19 protein-coding genes are annotated in these 21014 nt (G+C 71.3%); 8 read left to right on the top strand and 11 right to left on the bottom strand.

Annotated elements, in window-relative coordinates:
* Positions 1-121 precede the first annotated feature (121 nt).
* On the top strand, positions 122-3031 hold the full coding sequence (locus tag ASF28_RS07820) for a phosphoenolpyruvate carboxylase (protein ID WP_244474926.1): 2910 nt from the start codon (positions 122-124) through the stop codon (positions 3029-3031).
* Positions 3032-3129: 98 nt separating this feature from the next.
* On the opposite strand, the gene ASF28_RS07815 is transcribed toward ASF28_RS07820, so the two are convergent.
* From ASF28_RS07815 to ASF28_RS07805, 3 genes are all read right to left on the bottom strand, one after another.
* On the bottom strand, positions 3130-3342 hold the full coding sequence (locus ASF28_RS07815) for a DUF1127 domain-containing protein (RefSeq protein WP_056089820.1): 213 nt from the start codon (positions 3340-3342) through the stop codon (positions 3130-3132).
* A gap of 178 nt (positions 3343-3520) precedes the next feature.
* Positions 3521-4927 carry a thermonuclease family protein gene (locus ASF28_RS07810; protein ID WP_157085398.1) on the bottom strand — a complete coding sequence of 469 codons (1407 nt, stop codon included), beginning with the start codon at positions 4925-4927 and terminating at the stop codon, positions 3521-3523.
* Positions 4928-4952: 25 nt separating this feature from the next.
* On the bottom strand, positions 4953-5768 hold the full coding sequence (locus tag ASF28_RS07805; RefSeq protein WP_056089815.1) for a hypothetical protein: 816 nt from the start codon (positions 5766-5768) through the stop codon (positions 4953-4955).
* Between the two features lie 406 nt (positions 5769-6174).
* On the opposite strand from ASF28_RS07805, the gene ASF28_RS07800 reads away from it, so the two are divergent.
* Together ASF28_RS07800 and ASF28_RS07795 are read left to right on the top strand one after the other, a co-directional pair.
* The gene (locus tag ASF28_RS07800) at positions 6175-7104 is read left to right on the top strand and encodes a lipid kinase (RefSeq protein WP_056089812.1); all 930 of its coding nucleotides are present in this window, start codon (positions 6175-6177) and stop codon (positions 7102-7104) included.
* Positions 7105-7139: 35 nt separating this feature from the next.
* Positions 7140-7901 carry a TerC family protein gene (locus tag ASF28_RS07795; protein ID WP_056089809.1) on the top strand — a complete coding sequence of 254 codons (762 nt, stop codon included), beginning with the start codon at positions 7140-7142 and terminating at the stop codon, positions 7899-7901.
* Positions 7902-8308: 407 nt separating this feature from the next.
* Here the strand turns inward: ASF28_RS07795 and ASF28_RS07790 are convergent, their stop codons facing one another.
* From ASF28_RS07790 to ASF28_RS07765, 6 genes are all read right to left on the bottom strand, one after another.
* Positions 8309-9163, bottom strand: coding sequence for an acid phosphatase (locus ASF28_RS07790; RefSeq protein ID WP_056089807.1), 855 nt, complete (start codon positions 9161-9163; stop codon positions 8309-8311).
* Between the two features lie 183 nt (positions 9164-9346).
* Entirely contained in the window at positions 9347-10222 is an 876-nt protein-coding gene (locus ASF28_RS07785; protein ID WP_056089804.1) for an alpha/beta fold hydrolase, read from the bottom strand.
* 143 nt (positions 10223-10365) lie between these two features.
* Positions 10366-11208, bottom strand: coding sequence for a 2,3,4,5-tetrahydropyridine-2,6-dicarboxylate N-succinyltransferase (dapD, locus tag ASF28_RS07780; RefSeq protein WP_056089800.1), 843 nt, complete (start codon positions 11206-11208; stop codon positions 10366-10368).
* 62 nt (positions 11209-11270) lie between these two features.
* The gene (locus ASF28_RS07775) at positions 11271-11747 is read right to left on the bottom strand and encodes a hypothetical protein (protein ID WP_056089797.1); all 477 of its coding nucleotides are present in this window, start codon (positions 11745-11747) and stop codon (positions 11271-11273) included.
* 156 nt (positions 11748-11903) lie between these two features.
* Positions 11904-12362, bottom strand: a complete 459-nt coding sequence (locus ASF28_RS07770) for a Crp/Fnr family transcriptional regulator (RefSeq protein ID WP_056089794.1) — start codon at positions 12360-12362, stop codon at positions 11904-11906.
* 54 nt (positions 12363-12416) lie between these two features.
* On the bottom strand, positions 12417-13103 hold the full coding sequence (locus ASF28_RS07765; protein ID WP_056089792.1) for a response regulator transcription factor: 687 nt from the start codon (positions 13101-13103) through the stop codon (positions 12417-12419).
* Between the two features lie 367 nt (positions 13104-13470).
* On the opposite strand from ASF28_RS07765, the gene ASF28_RS07760 reads away from it, so the two are divergent.
* Both ASF28_RS07760 and ASF28_RS07755 read left to right on the top strand, forming a co-directional pair.
* Positions 13471-14004, top strand: coding sequence for a L,D-transpeptidase family protein (locus ASF28_RS07760; protein ID WP_056089789.1), 534 nt, complete (start codon positions 13471-13473; stop codon positions 14002-14004).
* Between the two features lie 243 nt (positions 14005-14247).
* Complete coding sequence (locus tag ASF28_RS07755; protein ID WP_056089785.1) at positions 14248-14679, top strand: MarR family winged helix-turn-helix transcriptional regulator; 432 nt, start codon at positions 14248-14250, stop codon at positions 14677-14679.
* A gap of 6 nt (positions 14680-14685) precedes the next feature.
* Here ASF28_RS07755 and ASF28_RS07750 read toward each other — a convergent pair whose 3' ends face one another.
* A complete protein-coding gene (locus ASF28_RS07750; RefSeq protein WP_056089783.1) occupies positions 14686-15408 on the bottom strand; it encodes a YggS family pyridoxal phosphate-dependent enzyme in 723 nt (240 codons plus the stop codon).
* A 190-nt stretch (positions 15409-15598) separates the two neighbouring features.
* Here ASF28_RS07750 and leuS point away from each other — a divergent pair, with 190 nt between their 5' ends.
* From leuS to holA, 3 genes are all read left to right on the top strand, one after another.
* Positions 15599-18202, top strand: coding sequence for a leucine--tRNA ligase (gene leuS, locus ASF28_RS07745; protein ID WP_056089780.1), 2604 nt, complete (start codon positions 15599-15601; stop codon positions 18200-18202).
* Positions 18203-18404: 202 nt separating this feature from the next.
* Entirely contained in the window at positions 18405-18914 is a 510-nt protein-coding gene (gene lptE / locus ASF28_RS07740) for an LPS assembly lipoprotein LptE (protein ID WP_244474970.1), read from the top strand.
* A 13-nt stretch (positions 18915-18927) separates the two neighbouring features.
* Positions 18928-19956 (top strand): DNA polymerase III subunit delta, encoded by a 1029-nt coding sequence (gene holA, locus ASF28_RS07735; protein ID WP_056089777.1) that lies wholly within the window; start codon positions 18928-18930, stop codon positions 19954-19956.
* A 133-nt stretch (positions 19957-20089) separates the two neighbouring features.
* Here the strand turns inward: holA and ASF28_RS07730 are convergent, their stop codons facing one another.
* Positions 20090-20986, bottom strand: a complete 897-nt coding sequence (locus ASF28_RS07730) for a ParB/RepB/Spo0J family partition protein (RefSeq protein WP_056089774.1) — start codon at positions 20984-20986, stop codon at positions 20090-20092.
* Between the last annotated feature and the right edge of the window lie 28 nt (positions 20987-21014).

Raw genomic sequence — 21014 nt, 5'->3', positions numbered from 1 at the left:
CGCGGAACGGCATCCGCCGCCGCCTGTCCACCGGGGCGTTCCGTGCCGGCATTGCCCGATCGTCATCGGACTGTCCTATGACGGTCCCCGTCCACCTCCCCATCAAGGTCGAGCGATGCGCATGCATGACCGCAGCCCGGATCACGCGGTTTCGAACCCCGAGACCCTCGAAGCGGACCTCCTCGAAGCGGATCTTTTGGGTCTGATCGAGGAATCCCGCGAGCAGGCGGCGGAGGACCCGTTCCGCAACCCCGTGCTGGCCGTGACCCTGGCCATCACCCGCCGGTTCGATCGCGGCGAGATCGACGAGGACGCCCTCGACGGCCTGTTCGCCCGGCTGCGGGCGCACGCCCTGGCGGACCGGGCCGAGCGCCTGCGGGCCTATGTCGGGCTGGAGCGGGATGCGGGCGCGACGCACGAGGCCTTCACACCGGCCCGCCTCGTCGCGGCGATCCCGAAGCGCCAGGGCGATTTCGAGGCGTTCCGCGACCTCGTCGGCCGCACGGGCTTTGCCGTGGTGTTCACCGCGCACCCGACCTTCGGCATGCCCAAGGCCGTGGCGCGCCTCATCGCCGAGGCCGCCAGCGAGTCGGTTGCGGCCGCGCGCCGGCCCCTGACGGAGAAGGCCGCCGCCCTCTCGACCCGGCCCGATCCGGCCATCTCCCTCGACGACGAGTTCGACCAGGCCTGCGTCGCGGCCAATCACGGCCGCTCGGCCCTGGACGCCTTCAACGACGCCCTCCTGGACGCCGCCCGCCAGCGCTGGCCCGACCGCTGGACGGAGCTCGTGCCAAAACCCTTCGCCATCGCGAGCTGGGTCGGCTGCGACACCGACGGGCGCACGGATATCGGGTGGTGGGACACCCTGCGCTACCGCATCGAATCGAAGCGCATGCAGCTCGACCGGGTGATGCGCCACCTGCCGCAGGTGCCGGCGACGCAGGTGGTGCGCGATCTCACGGCCGGGGCGCTGGCCGCCGTCAACCGCCAGCTCGCCGTGGCCCCCCGGCTCGGCACCAAGCCGTCCCTGGAGTCGGTGCACCGCTTCGCCCTCGCCCTCATCATCGAGCGCGAGCGTGCCCAGACCGACGCCACCGCCATCCTCGCCGGCCTCGCCGGGGCCATGGGCGGCGTCACCACGGACGAGGAGCGGCGTGCCATCGCGATCCTGCGCTCGGGCATCGCCACCCACGGCCTCTCCAACGCCCTGCCCCATTTCCGGCTCAACGCCAGCCAGATCCACAACGCCGTGCGACGGGTGACGGATCTGGAGGGCGAGCCCACGGACGCCGCCCAGCGGCGCTCCCACCTTTCGACGATCCACGCGCTGCTCAACGACGTCCACGCCGTCGACGTGGATTTCGGCGCGCTCGCCGCCGAGCGCGCCTCCGCCGCCCGGCTGATGATGACCATCACCCAGATCCTCAAGCACGTGGACGGCACCCATCCCGTGCGCTTCCTCATCGCCGAGACGGAGACGGGCTACACCCTGCTCGCCGCCCTCTGGCTGGCGCGCCACTACGGCATCGCCGACAAGGTCGAGATCACGCCCCTGTTCGAGACGGCCTCGGCCCTCGAACAGGGCATCCGCGTCCTCGACGATGCCCTCCGCAACCCGCACTGGCGGCAGTACCTCAAGCGCATCGGCCGGCTCACGGTGCAGTTCGGCTACTCGGATTCCGGCCGCTACGTCGGCCAGCTCGCGGCGAGCTTCTGGATCGAGCGCCTGCGCCTGCGCATCACCGAACTCATGGTGCAGAACGACCTCACGGGGGTCGAACTCGCGATCTTCGACACCCACGGCGAATCCATCGGCCGGGGCGCCCACCCGACGAGCCTGCGCGACCGCCTCGCCTACCTCGCCCCCGAGGATGCGCGCCGGCGCAACCGGGCGGCGGGCATCCGGGTCCGCCTCGAATCGAGCTTCCAGGGCTCGGACGGCTACCTCATGTTCGGCACCCTGCCGCTGGCCAAGGCCACGGTGGAGCGCATCGCCGAGCACGTCTTCGCCCTCGACCTCGCCGACGACGATTCATTTGCCGACTACGTTCTGTCCGATGCGGCGAGCGGCGCCGACGAGGCCGACGACCCGATCTACGGCGAGGCCGACTTCTCCGCCGAGTTCTTCACGGTGGTGCGCCAGGACATGGAGACCCTGGTGGACGATCCGGGCTACGCGGCGCTTCTGGGGACCTTCGGCCCGAGCCTTCTGGATCGCACCGGCTCACGGCCCGTGGCGCGCCAGTCCGATGGCGGCGGGCCGACCATGATCACCCATCCGCGCCAGATGCGGGCGATTCCCAACAACGCGATCCTGCAGCAGCTCGGCTTCCTCGCCAATTCCGTGCACGGCATCGGCCGCGCCGCCGGCCGGGCGCCGGACCTGTTTCGCGACATGCGCCGCGAGTCCGTGCGGTTCTCCCGCGCCTTCCGCCTGGTCCAGCACGCCGCCAGCGTCGGCGACCTCGACGTGCTGAGGGCCTACGTCGACACCCTCGACCCGGCGGTGTGGCTGGAGCGGGCGCGGCGGACCCAGCGCGACGGCCGCCGCGAGGAACTCGTGGTCATCGCCACCGCCCTCGACCGCCTGCGCCTGGCGCCGGACCTTCGCCGGCTCTTCGGACGGCTCACCTGCGACTGGCTCAGCCTCCAGGCGGCGGCCCCCGACCTGGGCAAGATGTCGCCCCGCCTGACCCTGTTGCACGCCATCCGCCTCGCCCTGATCCACCGGATCTGGTTCCTGGCCGTGCACATCCCCGGGTTCCGGCCGCAATCGGGGGTGAGCCGCGAGGCGCTCATCGAGCGCTTCCTGCGCCTCGACATCGACGGCTGCCTGACGCTGCTGGAGGACATCTTCCCGGTGACGCCGGACCCGACGCTCGGCCTCAACTTCGGCGAGCCGGCGGGGCCGCGGGACGTCGGCACCTATGAAGCCGAGCACAGCACCCTGTTCGAGCCCATCCGCCGCTCCTTCGCCCGGGTGCGCGAACTCTCCGGCATGATCCAGCACGAGGTCGGGGCGTTCGGGTAACCGCATCGCCGTGTGCTGCTCCGCACATGGAAACGCCGGCCACGGGGGCCGGCGTGTTCAGGCGGTCGAGGAAACCCGGCGTTGGCCGGGACATCCGGTCAGGCGGAGGGGAACGAAGCGTAGCGCAGGGGCGATTGCGTTCCGCGCAGGCCGTCGGCGACGCGGTAGTTCTGGGCCTTGGACAGGATGCGGCCGCCGATGTGCTGGGCGCCGATATCCGCGAGTTCGCGGTCCGTCAGCCGGGCGATCTGGCGGGCGGTTTCGTTGTCCTTCCAGTGGGACTTGAGGCTGGTGATGAGGGAGAGGGTCACGGGCTTTGCTTTCCGGCTTTGTCTTCGCCGCCTAGGGTCTCGTGCGGCGGCGTCTGATCGGAAAGTAAGGTTTGTGCACTGCAACGACGAGGGGGAAAGCGGGTAGGTCACCTATGCCCCCTGAGCATGGAGTGGGCAGGGATTGCTTCATCTTCATGCAATCCGCCCGTTTCGGTTCCTACCGGGCCCAGACCCCCAGGCGCTCCGAGCGGGCGCGATCCTCGGCGGCGACGAGGTCGGGGGTCGCTTCCGACGAGGCGCGGCCGCCGCCGTTGAACAGCACCACCTCCGACAGGTCGCGGCCCTCGACGTTGCACAGGCGCGCCTCGCTGCCCGCCACGGGCTGGCACGTGACCGTGCGTCCGGCGAGGTAGCGCGTCAGCTCGTCGGCCTGCCCGCCCCGCACCCACTCGACGCCGAACAGGCGCACGAGCTTGCCCGCCACGCGCAGGGTCGCCGTGTCGATGACCTCGGCGGGGCCGGCGAGGGCGTTGGTGGGCTTTGCCGCCTCTTCCGCGGGCGCCGTCGTTTCGGCGGGGGCCGCCGGCGGGACGGCCGCCTCGGACCGGGGGGCGGCGTCGGTGGGCGCCGAGGGCGGAGTCGACGGGGCGGCGGTGTCGTCGTCGGATCGCGGGATCAGGGTGATCGCGGCGGCGAGCGCGACGAGGCCGGCTCCGGCGGCGAGGATACGGCGGTCGCGCAGGGCCCCGCCCTCGTGTCCGGCGCCGCGGAGGCGCCCGCCCGCATCGGCCAGACGGCCCCGGACCTGACCGGCCACATGGCCGAGGAATGGGCCGAGGACCGGGCCGAGGCGGCCCGTCCCGGCCGCTGCGGGTTCGGCCGAGGGCGGTCCCGCCGCGGGGGGCGCCTCGGCCGGTGTCGATGGCCGGGACGGCGTGAGGCGTCCGCGCAGGGTTCGCCAGCCCTCGGCCGCGCCGGCCGAGAGGGCCCGCCCCCGCGTCGCCGTCCCGGCGAGGGCGGTTCGAACCTGGCTGGATCGGACCGCGACGAACCGGGCGGCGGCGCCCGGCTTCGATGGTGCTTCCGTAGTGATCTTCACCTCGGGCGGAGGGGCCTCCGTCGGGCTCGCCGCCGTGGCCGCCGGATCGTCGGCCTCGGGCTGCACGAACAGGGCCGGATGCCGGACCCGCAGGTCCGTCACGACATCGGCGAGGGTCATCGCCCGGTCGGGCCCGGCTGCGGCGAGGGTCTCGCCCTCGGCGGCGGCCTTGGTCCGGGCGGGAGGTTTGCCCTTGGAAGACGCCTTGTCCTTGGAAGACGCTTTGCCCTTCGAAGACGTTCGGTCCTCGGCCAGGGGCGCCGGATCGGTGATGCGGCGCGGCCGGCCGTCGCGGTCGAGGATCCGGTAGCCCGGTGGCGCCGGGTCGGGTTCGACGGCGGCTTCGGCGAGGAGCTGGAGCGTGCGCCGGGCCAGGGGATGGCCGCCCTGGCGCACGACCTCCTCGGCGATCCGGAGCCGCAAGGCGGCGCGCTCCGCATCGAAGGCGGCGCGCGCCGCATCGGGGGCGTCCGCGTCCTGCGGGGCGCGGGGTATCAAGGCGCTCGCTTCCAAGGCGTGGACCACTCCCAGGGCTGTCGACGCGGCGGGGTCAGGCCCCGCGCGTGCGTCCCGCTATAGCGCCGAGCGGCCCCGGACCATAGCGGCGCAGCACCCGGCTCGTCTCCGAGACGATGACCGGGCGCGGGCCGGACATGTCGAGGGTGAGGACGAGTTCCGACACGCCCTGCGCCCGTGCGCCCTTGGCCGGGTTCTCGGCGCGGTAATCGAAGGTGGTTTGGACGATGCAGGTCGCCGTGGCGGCGTTGCAGGCGGTGCGCGTCGCGCCGCCCTGCGGCTCGTAGCGCCGCTCCGGCCAGCGGGCGACGAAGCGGCGCTTCTCGTCCATCAGGGCGGCCAGCGACAGGGTCCGGCCGTGGAACCGCACGCGCTCGCCATAGAAGCGCGGGGCGGCCGCGACCATGCCGAGGCCCGGGGCCGAGACGCTGTCGAGGTAGTCGTCGCTCAGGCGCGCGGCGGCGGCGGCCCATTCGGGGAAGCGGTCCGCCGAGGCCATGGGCGAGGTCATGGGTGTCGCCGGGGCGGCGATTGCGGGCGTCCGCGACAGGCGGCGGGGCCGCCGCTCGTCCCCGTCGACCTCCCGGCGCCGGCTCTCGCGCATGGGCGGCCGCGTCCGGACCGACGGGCGTTCGGCGCGGCGGGCGGCGGACTTCGGCTCCGTCGGCGCGTCGAGGGCCTCGCCTCCGGCGGCCGGCGTCCCGGCACTCTCCTGGGGGGCCGGCACCGCCGGTTCGGTCCGGGCCGGCGGATCGACCCAGCCCGGCCGCGACTGCGCCAGGGCGGGCCCGGCGAACCAGGCGAAGCCGATCAACGCGGCGGAACAGACGGAACACGAACCGTAGCGCATGGCATCATCACCGGGGTCGCGACCGATTCGGAAGATCTCAAGGACGGGATCTCGGGGACGGGTTCGGTCGATCGAGGGATGAACGTTTCGTGAGCGCGCTCGGTTTCGCGCCCTCGGCCCGCGCGTGCGATCTCCGGCGACCGTGGCGCCGGGGTCACAGTCGGGCGGCCGCCGCCGCGCCCGCCCTGCGTGTGCGAGGCCGGTTTCGTGCCTCGTCCGCCCTTGCCATCCCCGCCCGGCAACCCACCTTGACCGTACCGGGTCCGGGCCCCTCTGGCGGTCGAGGCGTTGACCGTGATGTCGGACCCCGTCTCTGCCTTTGCGCTCACGCGGCGCGAACGCACCGGAGGGTCCAGAACCGCATGACGATCCAGCACCGTGCCGACACCACCCCGGGGAGCGCCGCGTGAGCGCCGGCCAGACCGCCCGCCGGGGCCTGCTCCTCGTCAACCCGAATGCCCGCAACGGCGGCTTCTCCCTCGACGCCGTGCGCGACGCCCTGCGCCAGGGCGGCATCGAACCGTTCGAGCCGCCCGGCGATCCCGACTGCACCGCCGTGATCAAGCGGCATGCGGGGCAGAGCGACCTCGTGATCCTCGGCGGCGGCGACGGCACCCTCAACGCGGCGGCCCCCGCCCTCGTCGAGACCGGCCTGCCGCTGGGCATCCTGCCGCTCGGCACCGCCAACGACCTCGCCCGGTCCCTCGGCCTGCCCCCCGACCCCGTGGCGGCGGCCGGCCTCATCGCCAGCGAAGAGGCGCGGCCCGTCGACCTCGGCTGCGTCAACGGACATTACTACTTCAACGTCGCCAGCATCGGCTTCTCGGCCGAACTCGCCGGCGACCTCACGGCCGAGTCGAAGAAGAAGTGGGGGACCATCGGCTACGGCATCGCCGCCCTGCGGGTCCTGCGCCGGGTGCGGCCGTTCACGGTCTACCTCGAACACGACGGCCAGACCGAGACGATCACCACCATCCAGGTCTCGGTGGGCAACGGCCGCCACTACGGCGGCGGCATGACCGTGGAGGAGACGGCCACCGTCGACGACGGCAAGCTCGATTTCTACAGCCTCGAGGTCAAGCACTGGTGGCGGCTGCTCGCCCTGCTGCCGGCCCTGCGGCGGGGCACCCAGGGGAAGGCGGCGGACGTGCGCGCCTTCCACACCACCGAGATCGTGGTGAAGACGAAGAAGCCCCGGCCGGTGAACACCGACGGCGAACTCTCGACCTACACCCCGGCCCATTTCAAGGTGGTGCCGAAGGCCGTGCGCATCTTCGCGCCCGAGGCCTCGCAGCGCCCGGGCGTCGTGCGCCCCGGCTTCACCCTGCCTTTCTAGCCCCTGCCCTTCTGGACGTTCGGAACAGCCTCCCCGTGGACAGCATCCTTCCCCTCCTCAGCGACCCGACCGCCTGGGCGGCCCTCGCCACCCTCATCGTGATGGAGGTGGTGCTCGGCATCGACAACCTCATCTTCATCTCGATCCTCACCAACAAGCTGCCGGCCGACCAGCAGGACCGGGCGCGGCGCATCGGCATCGGCCTCGCCCTGGTGCTGCGGCTCGGGCTGCTCGGCACCGTCGCCTACATCGTCGCCCTGACGCAGCCGGTGTTCGCGGTGTTCGGCAAGGGCTTCTCCTGGCGCGACCTCATCCTCATCGGCGGCGGCCTGTTCCTCCTGTGGAAGGCCACCAAGGAGATCCATCACACCATGGAGCCCGAGCCGGAGGACAAGGGGCTCGGCAAGGCCGCGACCCTGGGGTTCGCGACGGCCATCGGCCAGATCCTCGTCCTCGACCTCGTGTTCTCCATCGACAGCATCATCACGGCGGTGGGCATGACCGAGCACGTCCCGATCATGGTGGTGGCCGTGATCGTCGCCGTGACGGTGATGCTGCTCGCGGCGAACCCGCTCTCGCGCTTCATCGCCGCCAACCCCACGGTGGTGATGCTGGCCCTGGGCTTCCTCATCATGATCGGCATGACGCTCATCGCCGAAGGCTTCGGCGCCCACGTGTCGAAGGGCTACATCTACACGGCCATGGCGTTCTCGGCCGGCGTCGAGGGCCTCAACATGCTGACCCGCCGCCGGAGGCGGAAGCGGGCGGCGGCGGATCCGGCGTCCGCCCGGCGGTAGGCCACCCGGTTTCACGTGACAAAGAAAAGGCCCGCCGGAGCGCTCCGGCGGGCCTTTTCATTTCGGGGCATCACCGGCGCGGGATCGGGCCGGTGATGTTGGCGTCGAGGCGTCATACGGTTTCCGCCTGATCCGTTCGGTGACGCGGTGCCATGCGGGTCCCCTCTCCTGGAAGGAGAGGGACAGGGTGAGGTGTGTGACCTTTTCGGAGAGTCCACACACCTCACCCCAACCCTCTCCTTCCAGGAGAGGGAGCACCCGTGGGCTTCACGCCCGCATCCGGATGCCGTCAGATGCCCTGTCTCTGCACGAGATCGACCCGTTCGCAATTGTGTGAATCCGGTAACCGGACAGGAGAGGGGGCCCGTCGCGGCTGCTCAATCCGGATTGATCAACCGGAGCTGGCGTCAGAGGATGGAATCGTATCCCGTCGCTTCGCGCTTGCAGACCGCCTGGTCCGGGGCCGCGCCGCCGCCGGCCACGAGCTTGGCCACCTCCGTGCGGGCGCGCTCCAGGTCGGCGCGGAACCCGGCATCGCCCTGGAGGGCGGCGAAGACGATGCTCCCCGTGGTGCGCCCGGCCTGGATGTCGGTCATCCAGTGCAGGCCGCAGACGACGCGGCTCTCGCCGTAGGAGCGGGCGCGCAGGAAGAAGTCCGTCGCCTTCTCGGGCATCAGGGCGGCCAGGATCGAGGCGTAGGTCCAGGCCTGGGTGGCGTGGCTCGACGGGAAGCTGAAGGCGTTGGCGATCTCGGCCGAGCGGACGACGCAGATCTCCGCGTCGTTGCCGACGAAGGGGCGGATGCGCCGGTAATGCTCCTTGGGACCGCGCAGGGCACGGGTGATGTCGAGGCGGCTGCGCTCCAGCAGGGTCATGAGGGCGGGCGCGCGGGTCTGGTCGATGCGCTGGCCGATGACGCAGGCGAAATCGTCGAGGATGGCCGAGGCGCCGTCGGCCACGTCCGTGGTGGCGAGGTCCCAGCGCGGGGTGCCCTTGAGGGACCGGGTCGCCGTGAAGGCCGCCTTGTCGGCGGTCTCCGCCGCCGACTGGCCGCGGGGCGGGGCCGGCAGGATCTTCACGGTGTCGGGCGCCGCGGCGTCGGACAGGTAGGGCTGGCGCGCGGCCTTGCCCGGCGTCACGGGGGTGTTGGCGACGGGCGGCGCGGAAGCGGGCTTCTGGGGCTGCTGCCCCTCCTGCGCCAGGACCGGCGGAACCCAGGCCGCGGCGGCGAGGAGGACGAGGGCGAAGGGCAGGCGGGCCATCGGCGTCTCTGGAAGCGTGAACGGAAGGGGGCGACGAAAGGGAAGCGGCCTTCTGCCATAGGGTTCCCTTGTAACGGTCCGATGGCACTCGGTGCATCTTATCCGGACCGCACCTGAACGGCGCCCGACCGAACCGTCATTCCGACTCCGCTCACCGCCGCGTGTCGCGGCGTCCGCCATCGCTCACCCGGCGCGGATCGCCGCCGCGACTTCGCCGGGATACTCCTCGTGCGGGCTCAGGGCGCCGGGGATCGACGCGCGGGCGACGTGGCCGGTGGCGACGAGGGCGTCCATCTCCGCGCCGGACCGGCGCGGCGCGCGCTCCGGGCGCAGGACGAGGATCGGCGGCAGGCCGTCATCCGCGAACAGGTCGAGGAAGTCCTTGCGGGTCCCGCACGGGTCGAGGCCGCCGGTGACGAAGGCGGCTGTGCCGAAGCGGCCGCCGGGATGGCGGGTGACGGCGTGCTTGTCGGCGATGATCCCCGGCGTGACGTGGGCCGGGTCGGCGTAGACGTGGGCCCGCATCATCCGGCCGATCACCGGCGGGCTGATGTTGAGGCGGTACAGCGCCTCGCCGAGGATCGGCAGCTCGACGGCGCGGCGGATGCCGGCGATGAGGCCGCGCCGGTCCGGGCCCATCATGGTGGGCAACGGCCCGCGCCAGGTCGGCGCCACCAGGACGAGGCGGCCGAACAGGCCGGGATGTCGGGACGCCGCCGCCACGAGGTAGCCCGCCGCGTGACCGGCGGCGACGCCGAGGGCGTAGGGACCGCGCTCCACCGCAAGGAGGGCGTCGAGGAAGGCGTGCAGGGTGGCGGGGGTCAGGGCGATCCGCGCCCGCGTCCGGTCGCCGAAGCCGGGCCAGTCGGGCACGTGGCAGCGGAAGTCCAGGCCGAGGTCCTTGGCGAGGGGCCGCATCTCGGCCCGGGCCGAGATCGACGACAGGGCCGGGAGCAGCAGGGCCTCGGGGCCGTTGCCGATGACGTCGCAGGGCGTCGGCATCGGCCGTCCCATGACGGTGAGGGACAGGCTGCGGGCGGAACAGGCGGGCTCGATCATCGCGCGTTCTCAACGGGTCCGGTGTCGGGAAGATGGGGCCGGCCCCCTCCCCCCGACATGCGACACAATATGGGTCCCTTCGCTCGGGATCGAAGCGACCCCGTCGGGGTCCGGCAGGTCCGTCAGGTGCGCGGCGGCCGGCGTCAGGTCCGCAGCAGCTCGTTGATGGCGGTCTTGGAGCGGGTGCCGGCATCGACGCGCTTGACGATGACGGCGCAGTACAGGCCCGGCCCCGGCGTGCCGTCCGGCAGGTCCTTGCCGGGCGTGGTGCCCGAGACCACGACGGAATAGGGCGGCACCCGGCCGTACATGACCTCGCCCGTCGAGCGGTCGATGATCTTGGTCGAGGCGCCGATGTAGACGCCCATGGACAGCACGCTGCCCTCGCCGACGATCACGCCCTCGGCCACCTCGGCGCGGGCGCCGATGAAGCAGTTGTCCTCGATGATCACCGGGTTGGCCTGGAGCGGCTCGAGGACGCCGGCGATGCCGGCGCCGCCGGAGATGTGGCAGTTCTTCCCCACCTGCGCGCAGGAGCCGATGGTGACCCAGGTGTCCACCATGGTGCCCTCGCCCACATGGGCGCCGAGGTTGATGAAGGACGGCATCAGCACCGCGCCGGGCGCGATGTAGGAGCCGCGCCGCACGACGCAGCCGGGCACGGCCCGGAAGCCGGCCTCGCGAAAATGCTTCTTCTTCCAGCCCTCGAACTTGGACGGGACCTTGTCCCACCACGTGGCGCCGTCGGGGCCGCCGTGGATGATCTCCATGTCGTTGAGGCGGAAGGACAGCAGCACCGCCTTCTTGAGCCACTGATTGACCTGCCAGTCGCCGTCGACCTTCTCGGCGACCCGGGCCTTGCCGGAATCGAGGAGGTCGAGGGCGTTTTCGACGGCCTCGCGCACGGCGCCCTTGGTGGCGGTGTCGATGCCGGCGCGCTCCTCCCAGGCGGTCTCGATGGTGGTGGCGAGGTCGGCGTGGGACATGGCGGCTTCCGGGGGGTGAGACGAGGGCTTCGTGCTTACAAAAGCCCGCCGGTCCTGTCACCTCAACCGGCGGTTAGGGGCTTCGACGCGGCGTGGCCGCAGGCGTCGAAGCGGCGCTGGATGACGACGTAGTCCTGGCGCGTGGTGTTGAAATACTTGGCCGAGACCGAGACTTCCGGCTTGCCGGGGGCCCCCGACGGCAGCCGGTCGGTGATCCGTTCGATGATGCAGCACTCGGTGCGGTCGCCGAGATAATCGACGGTGTTGCCGTAGGCGCGTCCGCCATGGTCGCCCTCGCGGACGATGTTGGCGATCATGATGTCGATGTAGTTCTGGTCCGTGAGATATCTGTTGGTCTCGTGGCAGACCATGATCCGGTCCGAATAGACCGTGCCGGCGCAGACCGCTCCCACGACGGCCAGGCCGAGGAAGACGGCTCCGGCCATCCGCACACGCTGCTCGCGGGGTTCGTCCTGGCGGGCGTCCTTGTGGGCGTCTTGGCGGGCGTTCTGGCGGGCATTCTCGAGAGTGTTCGGCATCGTCCTGGCGACCCCTTGGGTTGGCGGCCCTCGGGGTCGGACCGCGCGGGGCGCGGCCAACCGCGGGCGCGTGATCGACGACGCGATCATGCGCCCGCACATCTTAGGAAAGCGCTCACGCGTTCGTGATCATTCCGTCATTCGCGCGGCCAGGCGTCAGGGCGCGATGGCATCGAACCGCAGGCGCACGTCATCGAGGTCGCGGGCGAGGACGGCCAGATCGTCGGCGAGTTCGTCGTGGATGGCCTGGGCGGCCTGCGGAAACTCCGCCAGCACCCTGCGCATCAGGGTGGGGGTGATGCGGATCACCTCCGCCGCCGCCGCCGCATGGGCGTCCGTGGGACGTTCCCCGGGCAGGAGCAGGGCGAGGCGGCCGACGAGGGCCGAGCGGCCCACCGTCACCGTCTCGCCGCCGGCCACGCGCGGGGCCAACGCGATGGTGCCCGACAGGACGACGAAGCCGCCATCCGAGGCGTCGCCCCGGGCGAACAGCCGGTCGCCGGGGGCGAGGCTGCGCCGCTCGGCGGCGAAGGAGAGAAGCCGCAGGGCATCCCGGCCGAGGAACCAGAACAACGGCGCGGCGGCCAGGATCGCGATGTCTTCGTCGAGCCCCAAGCCGTCCCGTCCCCCGTTCACCCACGCGAGCTTAGCGCAAGCGGCGGCGCGCGACTACGGCAGCAGCTTGTAGCCGCCGCCCTCGGTGACGAGGATCGCGGCGAGTCCGGGGTTCGGCTCGATCTTCTGGCGCAGGCGGTAGATGTGGGTCTCGAGGGTGTGGGTGGTCACCTGGGCGTTGTAGCCCCAGACCTCGGCGAGGAGGGTGTCCCGGCCGACCACGGCGCATCCGGCGCGGTAGAGGAAGCGCAGGATCGCGGTCTCCTTCTCCGTGAGCTTCAGCTTCGACCCGCGTGCGTCCACCAGGAGCTTGGCGCCGGGACGGAAGGTGTAGGGCCCGATCTGGAACACCGCGTCCTCGCTCGCCTCGTGGCTGCGCAGGTGGGCGCGGATGCGGGCCAGGAGCACGGCGAACTTGAACGGCTTGGTGACGTAGTCGTTGGCGCCCGCCTCGAGGCCCTCGACGGTGTCGTCCTCGGAATCCTGGCCCGTGAGCATGATGACGGGGCCGCGATAGCCGTTGCGGCGCATGGCGCGAACGGCCTCGCGCCCGTCCATGTCCGGCAATCCGACATCCATCACCGCGAGGTCGATCCGCCCATCGGTGACGCAGGCGATGGCGCCGCTGGCATCACCCGTGCCGATCACGCGGAATTCCTCGTAGAGATCGAGTTGTTCCGACAACGTCTCCCGCAAAGCGGCATCGTCGTCGCAGATCAGCAGGCGATGGATATTGGGCATCGGCCGGACGACTTTCACGCACGAACGGGATCACACGAGTGGCGCGTGATCCTCAGGCAAAGGGAAGGGCGGAGGCGTCCGTGCCAAGCGGATGCCGGGGGGAGAGGACGAAGGGACCGGACCGCCTGCCAAGACTGGACTGTCTTGATCGGGAGGACCGTCTTGACAGGAAAAGCTCGGGAAGAACGGCTTCGATGGAAAAGAAAGGTTGAGAAGAACAAAAGGGCCCGGACGGACACGTCCGCGGTTTCCTCACAAACGGGTGATGACGGCCAAAAGTTTCAGCTGCGCGGCGACGCAAACTGCCGAGGGGCCGCGGCTCCGGCGAGGATGGTCTCCCGCGCGCCGCCGGGCGATAAGACGCCCCATGAAGCGAACCACCCTCTCGCGCCTGCGGGTCCGACCGCTCGTGGGCGATCGCACCCGTGGACAGGTCCTGGCCGGTCCCGTCGTCATGTCCTGCGCCCTGGGCCGTTCGGGGATGGTCCGGGGCAAGCGCGAGGGCGATGGCGGCTCGCCCCGGGGACGGTTCCGCCTGCGGGGCGGCGTCTACCGCCCGGACGTCTTCGCCATCCGCCCGCGCACCGCCCTCCCCTTGCGCCCGACGCGACGCGACGACGGCTGGTGCGACGCAGCCGGCGACCGGCGCTACAACCGGCCCGTCGCCCTGCCCTGCCCCGTCAGCGCGGAGCGGATGTGGCGCGATGACGGGCTCTACGACCTCGTCATCGACCTCGACTACAATCGCGGACCGATCCGGAAGCGCCTCGGCTCGGCGATCTTCTTCCACTGCGCCCGGCCCGGCTACACGCCGACGGAGGGCTGCGTCGCCCTGAAGCGCGCCGATCTCGCCCGGCTCCTGCGCCGGCTCGGCCCGCGCACGCGGATGTGGATCGGATAGCCGCATGGTCAGCGGTTCATCGGAGCGGCGGCGAAGGGCCCGATCGGGCCGAACGGCACCGGCCGGATCGCCGGGGTGCCGGCCGGGACTGCCAAGGGGGCGAGGGGCCCATGGGGCATAGGCGGGGCTCCGCGAACGACGCGCCACGCGGCGCGTTGGGCGAAATAGGCGCATATGCACGCATCACACAAGCGTGGCCGGAGGCCTTTGTGCGTGGCCGGATGCCTTCGTGAGGACAGATCGATGATGAAGCCGGCCCAGGTCACGCCGTGCCACTGCCAGACGGCACGCCAGGGGGCGCGACAGCTGACGCAGTTCTACGACCGCCACCTCGCCCCGACGGGCCTGCGGGCGTCGCAATACGCCGTGCTGTCGCGTCTCGGCCGCCTCGAAACCGCGTCCATCAACCAACTGGCCGAGGCTCTGGTGATGAACCGGACCACCCTCGGGCGGGCCCTGCGGCCGCTCCAGCGCGACGGCCTCGTGCGCGTCGGCCCCGGCGCCGACGGACGCACCCGCGCCCTGTGCCTCACCGCGGCGGGCCGGGACCGCCTCGCCGCCGGTCTCCCCCTGTGGCGGCATGCCCAGGACGCCTTCGAAGCCGCCTTCGGCGCCGCCGAGGCCGAAGGCCTGCACGCGGCGATGGGGCGGGTCGTCACCGCCCTGCCCGGCTGAGACGTCTCACGGGCGCGCCGGCCGCGCCCCGAAGATCGCCGTGCCGACGCGGACATGCGTGGCCCCCATCTGGATCGCGGCCGGGTAGTCCGCGCTCATGCCCATGGACAGGATCGGCAGGTTGTGGCGCTCGGCGATGCGCGCGAGCAGGGCGAAATGCGCCGAAGGCGGGTCCTCGGCGGGGGGGATGCACATGAGGCCGTTGATGGCGAGCCCGTGGGTGTCGCGACACTCGGCGAGCAGCACGTCGACCTGCGCCGGCGACACCCCGGCCTTCTGCGCCTCGTCGCCGGTGTTGACCTGGATGAGCAGCTTCGGGGTCCGGCCGCTCCTCGTGGTCTCCTTGGCGATCTCCTTGGCCAGCGCCGCGGCCAGGGACAGGCGGTCGAGGCCGTGGATCACGTCGAACAGCTCCACCGCCTCGCGGGCCTTGTTCGACTGGAGCGGCCCGACGAGGTGCAGCTCCACGTCCGGGAACCGCTCCCGCAGGGCCGGCCACTTCGCCTTCGATTCCTGGACGTAGTTCTCGCCGAACACCCGGTGCCCGGCCTCCAGGGCAGGCAGGATGCCCTCGGCCGCGATGAGCTTCGAGACGGCCACCAGGCTGACGGAGACCGGATCGCGCTCGGAATCCTCCGCCGCCTGCCGGATCTTTTCACGGACGGCCGCGAGACCGGCCACCACATCGGCGGGATCGGGGTGGGCATACGCGAAGGGGCTGTCGGCCATGGGGCTGGTTCTCGGGTCGGTGACGGGGTCTGAGGGTCGGACTACCATTCCGAACGCAGGCCGCAAGGCGGGGCTCCCGGCGGGTGCTTCGTGTTGACCGGATGACGCCGCGTGCTAGTCCGGCGGCCGACCCCTTCTACCCAGCGGACCGCGATGCCGGCCGCTCCCCTGACAGTGAACGGCGCCAGCCATGACCAGCCCCGCCCGCCCCGCCCCGCCCGAGCGCTACAACGCCAAGGAGACCGAGCCGCGCTGGCAGCAGGCCTGGACCGAGGCCGGCATCTACGCGACGAAGAACGACGACGCCCGGCCGAAATACTACGTGCTGGAGATGTTCCCCTACCCGTCCGGCCGCATCCACATGGGCCACGTGCGCAACTACGCCATGGGCGACGTGGTCGCCCGCTACAAGCGCGCCCGCGGCTTCAACGTGCTGCACCCCATGGGCTGGGACGCCTTCGGCCTGCCCGCCGAGAACGCCGCCATGGAGCGCAAGGTCAACCCGCGGGAGTGGACCTACGCCAACATCGCCACCATGCGCGGCCAGTTGCAGAGCATGGGCCTGTCGCTGGACTGGAGCCGCGAGATCGCCACCTGCGATCCCGACTACTACAAGCACCAGCAGCGGATGTTCCTCGACTTCCTCGGCAAGGGCCTCGTCACCCGCCGTACGGCCAAGGTGAACTGGGACCCCGTGGATCACACGGTGCTGGCCAACGAGCAGGTCATCGACGGGCGCGGCTGGCGCTCGGGCGCCCTCGTCGAGCAGCGCGAGCTGACCCAGTGGTTCTTCAAGATCACCGACTTCGCGCAGGACCTCTACGATGCCCTCGACGGCCTGGAGCGCTGGCCGGAAAAAGTCCGGGTGATGCAGAAGAACTGGATCGGCCGGTCCGAGGGGCTGGAGGTCCGCTTCGCCGTGGACGCGCCGCCCCCCGGTGTGGCACCGGAGGTGAAGGTCTACACCACCCGCCCCGACACCCTGTTCGGCGCGAAGTTCCTGGCCATCGCGGCCGATCACCCCATCGCGGCGGCGCTCGCGCCCGCGCGGCCGGATCTGCAGACCTTCATTGAGGAATGCCGCCGCACGGGCACGGCCCAGGCGGCCATCGATACGGCGGAAAAACTCGGGTTCGACACGGGGCTGACGGTGCGCCATCCCCTCGACCCGTCGTGGCTGCTGCCGGTCTACGTCGCGAACTTCGTCCTGATGGAGTACGGCACCGGCGCCGTGTTCGGCTGTCCGGCCCACGACCAGCGCGACCTCGACTTCGCCAACAAGTACGGCCTCGGCAACACCCCTGTGGTCTGTCCCGAGGATCAGGACGCCAAGACCTTCGTCGTCACCGACACGGCCTATGACGGCGACGGCCGGATGATCAATTCGCGCTTCCTCGACGACATGACCACGGACGAGGCGTTCCACGCCGTCGCCAACCGCCTCGAAGCCGAGACCCTGTCCGGCGCCCCCGTCGCAGGGCGAAAGGTGCAGTTCCGGTTGCGGGACTGGGGCGTGTCGCGCCAGCGCTACTGGGGCTGCCCGATCCCGATCATCCACTGCGACGCCTGCGGCCCGGTGCCGGTGCCCGTCGCCGACCTGCCGGTGCGCCTGCCCGACGACGTCTCGTTCGACGTGCCCGGCAATCCCCTCGAGCGCGACCATGCCTGGCGCGACGTCCCCTGCCCCACCTGCGGGAAGCCGGCGCGGCGCGAGACCGACACCATGGACACGTTCGTGGATTCGTCCTGGTACTACGCCCGCTTCACCGCGCCGTGGCTGCAGGATGCGCCCACGGACCGCACGGCCGTCGACCAGTGGCTCGCCGTGGACCAATACATCGGCGGCATCGAGCACGCGATCCTGCACCTGCTCTACGCCCGGTTCTTCATGCGGGCGATGCAGGCCACGGGCTGGTCCGGGGTGTCCGAGCCCTTCGACGGCCTGTTCACCCAAGGCATGGTGGTCCACGAGACCTACAAGGATGCCGCCGGCGCCTGGGTCCAGCCGGCGGACATCCGCATCGCGGCGGAGTCCGGCGAGCGCCAGGCGTTCCACGTGAAAACCGGCGCACCGATCAGCATCGGCGCCATCGAGAAGATGTCGAAGTCGAAGAAGAACGTCGTCGATCCCGACGACATCATCGCCAGCTACGGCGCCGACACCGCCCGCTGGTTCATGCTCTCCGACTCGCCGCCGGAGCGCGACGTGATCTGGACGGAGGACGGCGTCCAGGGCGCCGCCCGCTTCGTCCAGCGGGTCTGGCGCCTCGTCTCCCTCGCGGCGCAGGCGAACGGCATGCCGGGCGCCCACGACGCGGCCCTGCGCAAGGCCGCGCACAAGGCCCTGGCCGCCGTCGAGGAGGATGTCGAGCGCCTGCGCTTCAACCGCTGCGTCGCCCACATCTACACCCTCGCCAACGCCCTCGACGAGGCCCTGCGCGGCGGCGTCGCCGCGGGGGCCGCCCGCGAGGCCGCCGGCATCCTGACCCAGCTCGTGGCGCCGATGATGCCGCATCTCGCCGAGGAATGCTGGCAGGCCCTCGGCCGCGACGGCCTCGCCGCCCAGGCCGCCTGGCCGGTGGTGGACCGCGCCCTGCTGGTGGAGGATTCCATCACCCTCCCCGTCCAGCTCAACGGCAAGAAGCGCGCGGACGTCACCGTGCCGCGCGAGGCCGACAAGGACGAGGTCGAGCGCCTGACCCTGGCCGACGAGGCCGTGCAGAAGGCCCTCGAAGGCCGGGCGCCGAAGAAGGTGATCGTGGTGCCGGGCCGGATCGTCAATCTGGTGGTGTAGGGCATCGTCCCGAACGGTGGTTGCCGGCTTTCGGAAAAGGACGATGCCACGATCCAGCCGGAGACGAAGCGTAAACCTCGGGCCAATTAGGGTGACGGCGGGCATGGGTTCGCCGTACACAGCGAAGCTGGGCAATCGGGACGGCGGCGGCATGATGCGTTTGGCGATTCGGACGGAGCGGAACGGTCGCGCCTACCGGGCGATGCGGGTGGCGCTGGTCTGCGCCCTCGGCCTCAACCTGTCCGCCTGCTTCCGGCCCCTCTACGGCCCCACGGCCTCGGGCGAGCCGATGGCGGCCCTGCTCGCCTCCGTGCAGGTGGACGAGGTCAACATGGCCCAGGGCCAGGAGCGCATCGGGCATTACCTGCGCAGCGAACTGATCTTCGACCTCGACGGGTCGGGCCAGCCCTCGACCAAGCGCTACCGCCTGAAGATGCAGGGCAGCGAGACGGTGCAGACCCCCATCGTCTCGTCCCAGACCGGACGCGCCGAGGCCGGCACCATCATCGCCAACGTCAAGTACTCCCTGGAGAACCTCGACGGCACCAAGATCATCAGCGAGGGCGTCGCCACCTCGACGGCGACCTACGACCGCTCGGTGCAGCGCTTCGCCTCGCTCCGTGCCGCCCGCGACGCCGAAATCCGCCTCGCCAAGACCCTGTCGGAGCAGATCAAGACCCGCCTCGCCTCCGTGCTGGTGACGAAGCCCTGACGGATTCGCCCGCATGACCGCCGTCAAGGCCGGCGACGTCGAGGCGCTGATCCGGCGCGGGCCGGACCCGCGCATCGCCGTGCTGCTGCTGTACGGGCCGGACACCGGCCTCGTCTTCGAACGGGCCAAGCGCCTCGCCGAGGCCTTCGTCTCCGATCCGGGCGACCCGTTCGCCATGGTCAAGATCGACGGCGACACCCTGGCCCAGGATGCCGGCCGCCTCGTCGACGAGGCCGGCACCGTCGGCCTGTTCGGCGGCAACCGCACCATCTGGGTCCGGGCGGGCAGCCGCAACTACGCGCCGGCCGTCGAAGCCGCCCTGAAGGCGGAAATCACCCAGGCCCGCATCGTCGTGGAGGCCGGGGATCTCGCCAAGACCGCGCCGCTCCGCACCCTCTGCGAGAAGTCGCCCAAGGCCCTGGCGATCCCGTGCTACCCCGACGACGAGCGCGCCCTCGGCGATCTCATCGAGCGCACCCTGCAGGAGCAGGGCCTGCGCATCGCCCGCGAGGCCCGCGACGTCCTCGCCACCAGCCTCGGCGGCGATCGCGGCGCCAGCCTGTCGGAGATCGAGAAGCTCGCCCTCTACGCCCGCGGGCAGGACACCGTCAGCCTCGACGATGTCGAGGCCGTGGTGAGCGACGTCGCCGCCAGCGTCCTCAACACCCTCATCGACGCGGCCTTTTCCGGCCGCAGCGCCGACGTCGAGCGCGACTACCGGCGCTTTCGCCACGAGGGCATGGACCCGTCGATGATGCTCGGCTCGGCCCTGCGCCACGCCCTGACGCTCCTGAGCACCCGTCTCGCCGGGGAGGGGCAGAGCGCCAGCCTCATGGTCGGCAATTGGCGCGGCCTGCATTTCCGGCGCAAGGCCACGGTGGAGACCCAGCTCGCCCGCTGGACGCCCCCGGCCCTGCGCCACGCGATCCAGCTGCTGCAGGAGGCTGTGCTGGCCTGCCGCCGCTCTCCGCCCGACCTCGCCCACGCCAACGCATCGAGCACCCTCCTGCGCATCGCCTCGGAGGCGGCACGGCGGCGTTGAGCATCGCTTACGTCCACAAGATGAATGCGGCTTGCCGGCGTCAAGCGCGACAGGCTCCCTCTCCTTCCAGGAGAGGGGACCCGTGGTACTTGCGAGACCTTCGGGAGCTATGATCCCGCAGCTAGAAGATCTTCTAGACCTGCGGCGAAACCTTCAGCAGCCGGCAAAGCCCATCCAATTCCTCCGCGGTCTCGTAGCGGATGCGGATCTCGCCCGTGCCGGCGGCCTTGGTCTTGAACGAGACCGGCATGCCGATGGCCCGGCCGAGGGCCTGTTCGAGGGAGCGCAGGGTGGCGTCCTTGTCGGCCCCGCGCCGGGGCCGGCCGGGGCGCGGAGCGTCGCCGTCCGGAACCTCGGCGGAGGCGAGGGCTTCGACCTCGCGCACGGACATGCCCTCCTCCACGATCCGCCGGGCGACGGCTTCCGGGTCCTTCACCGCCAGGAGGGCGCGGGCGTGCCCCGCCGTGATCTCCCCGGCGACGACCCGGTCCTGGATCGCGGGCGAGAGCTGGAGCAGGCGCAGGGTGTTGGCGAGGTGGCTGCGGCTCTTGCCGATGATCTCGGCGAGCTCGCTCTGGTTGTACTGGAACTCGCTCATCAGCCGCTCGTAGCCGGCGGCTTCCTCGATGGCGTTGAGGTCCGTGCGCTGGACGTTCTCGAGGATGGCGAATTCCAGGGAGGTGCGGTCGTCGATCTCGACGGTCACCACCGGCACGTCGGTCAGGCCGGCGCGCTGGGCCGCGCGCCAGCGCCGCTCGCCGGCGACGATCTCGAAGGTGTCGGGCACGCCCGACAGGGCCCGCACGACGATGGGCTGGATGATGCCCCGCACCTTGATGGAGGCGGCGAGCTCTTCCAGGTCCGCCTCGCTGAAGCGCCGGCGCGGATTGCGCGGGTTCGGTCGCAAAAACTCCACCGCCACCTTGCGCTGGGCCTGGGATTTGTTCGCGTCGGCACCCTCGTCGCCGAAATCACCGATCAGGGCCGCGAGACCGCGTCCGAGCCGGGGCCGCACCACATCATCCGCCATCGCCACCCGCTCGACTCCGTTACGCATC

The organism is Methylobacterium sp. Leaf99, assembly GCF_001422375.1.
GTDB lineage: Bacteria > Pseudomonadota > Alphaproteobacteria > Rhizobiales > Beijerinckiaceae > Methylobacterium.
Note: the sequence above shows the minus strand (reverse complement) of the source record. Positions and strands in the feature narration are given on the sequence as shown.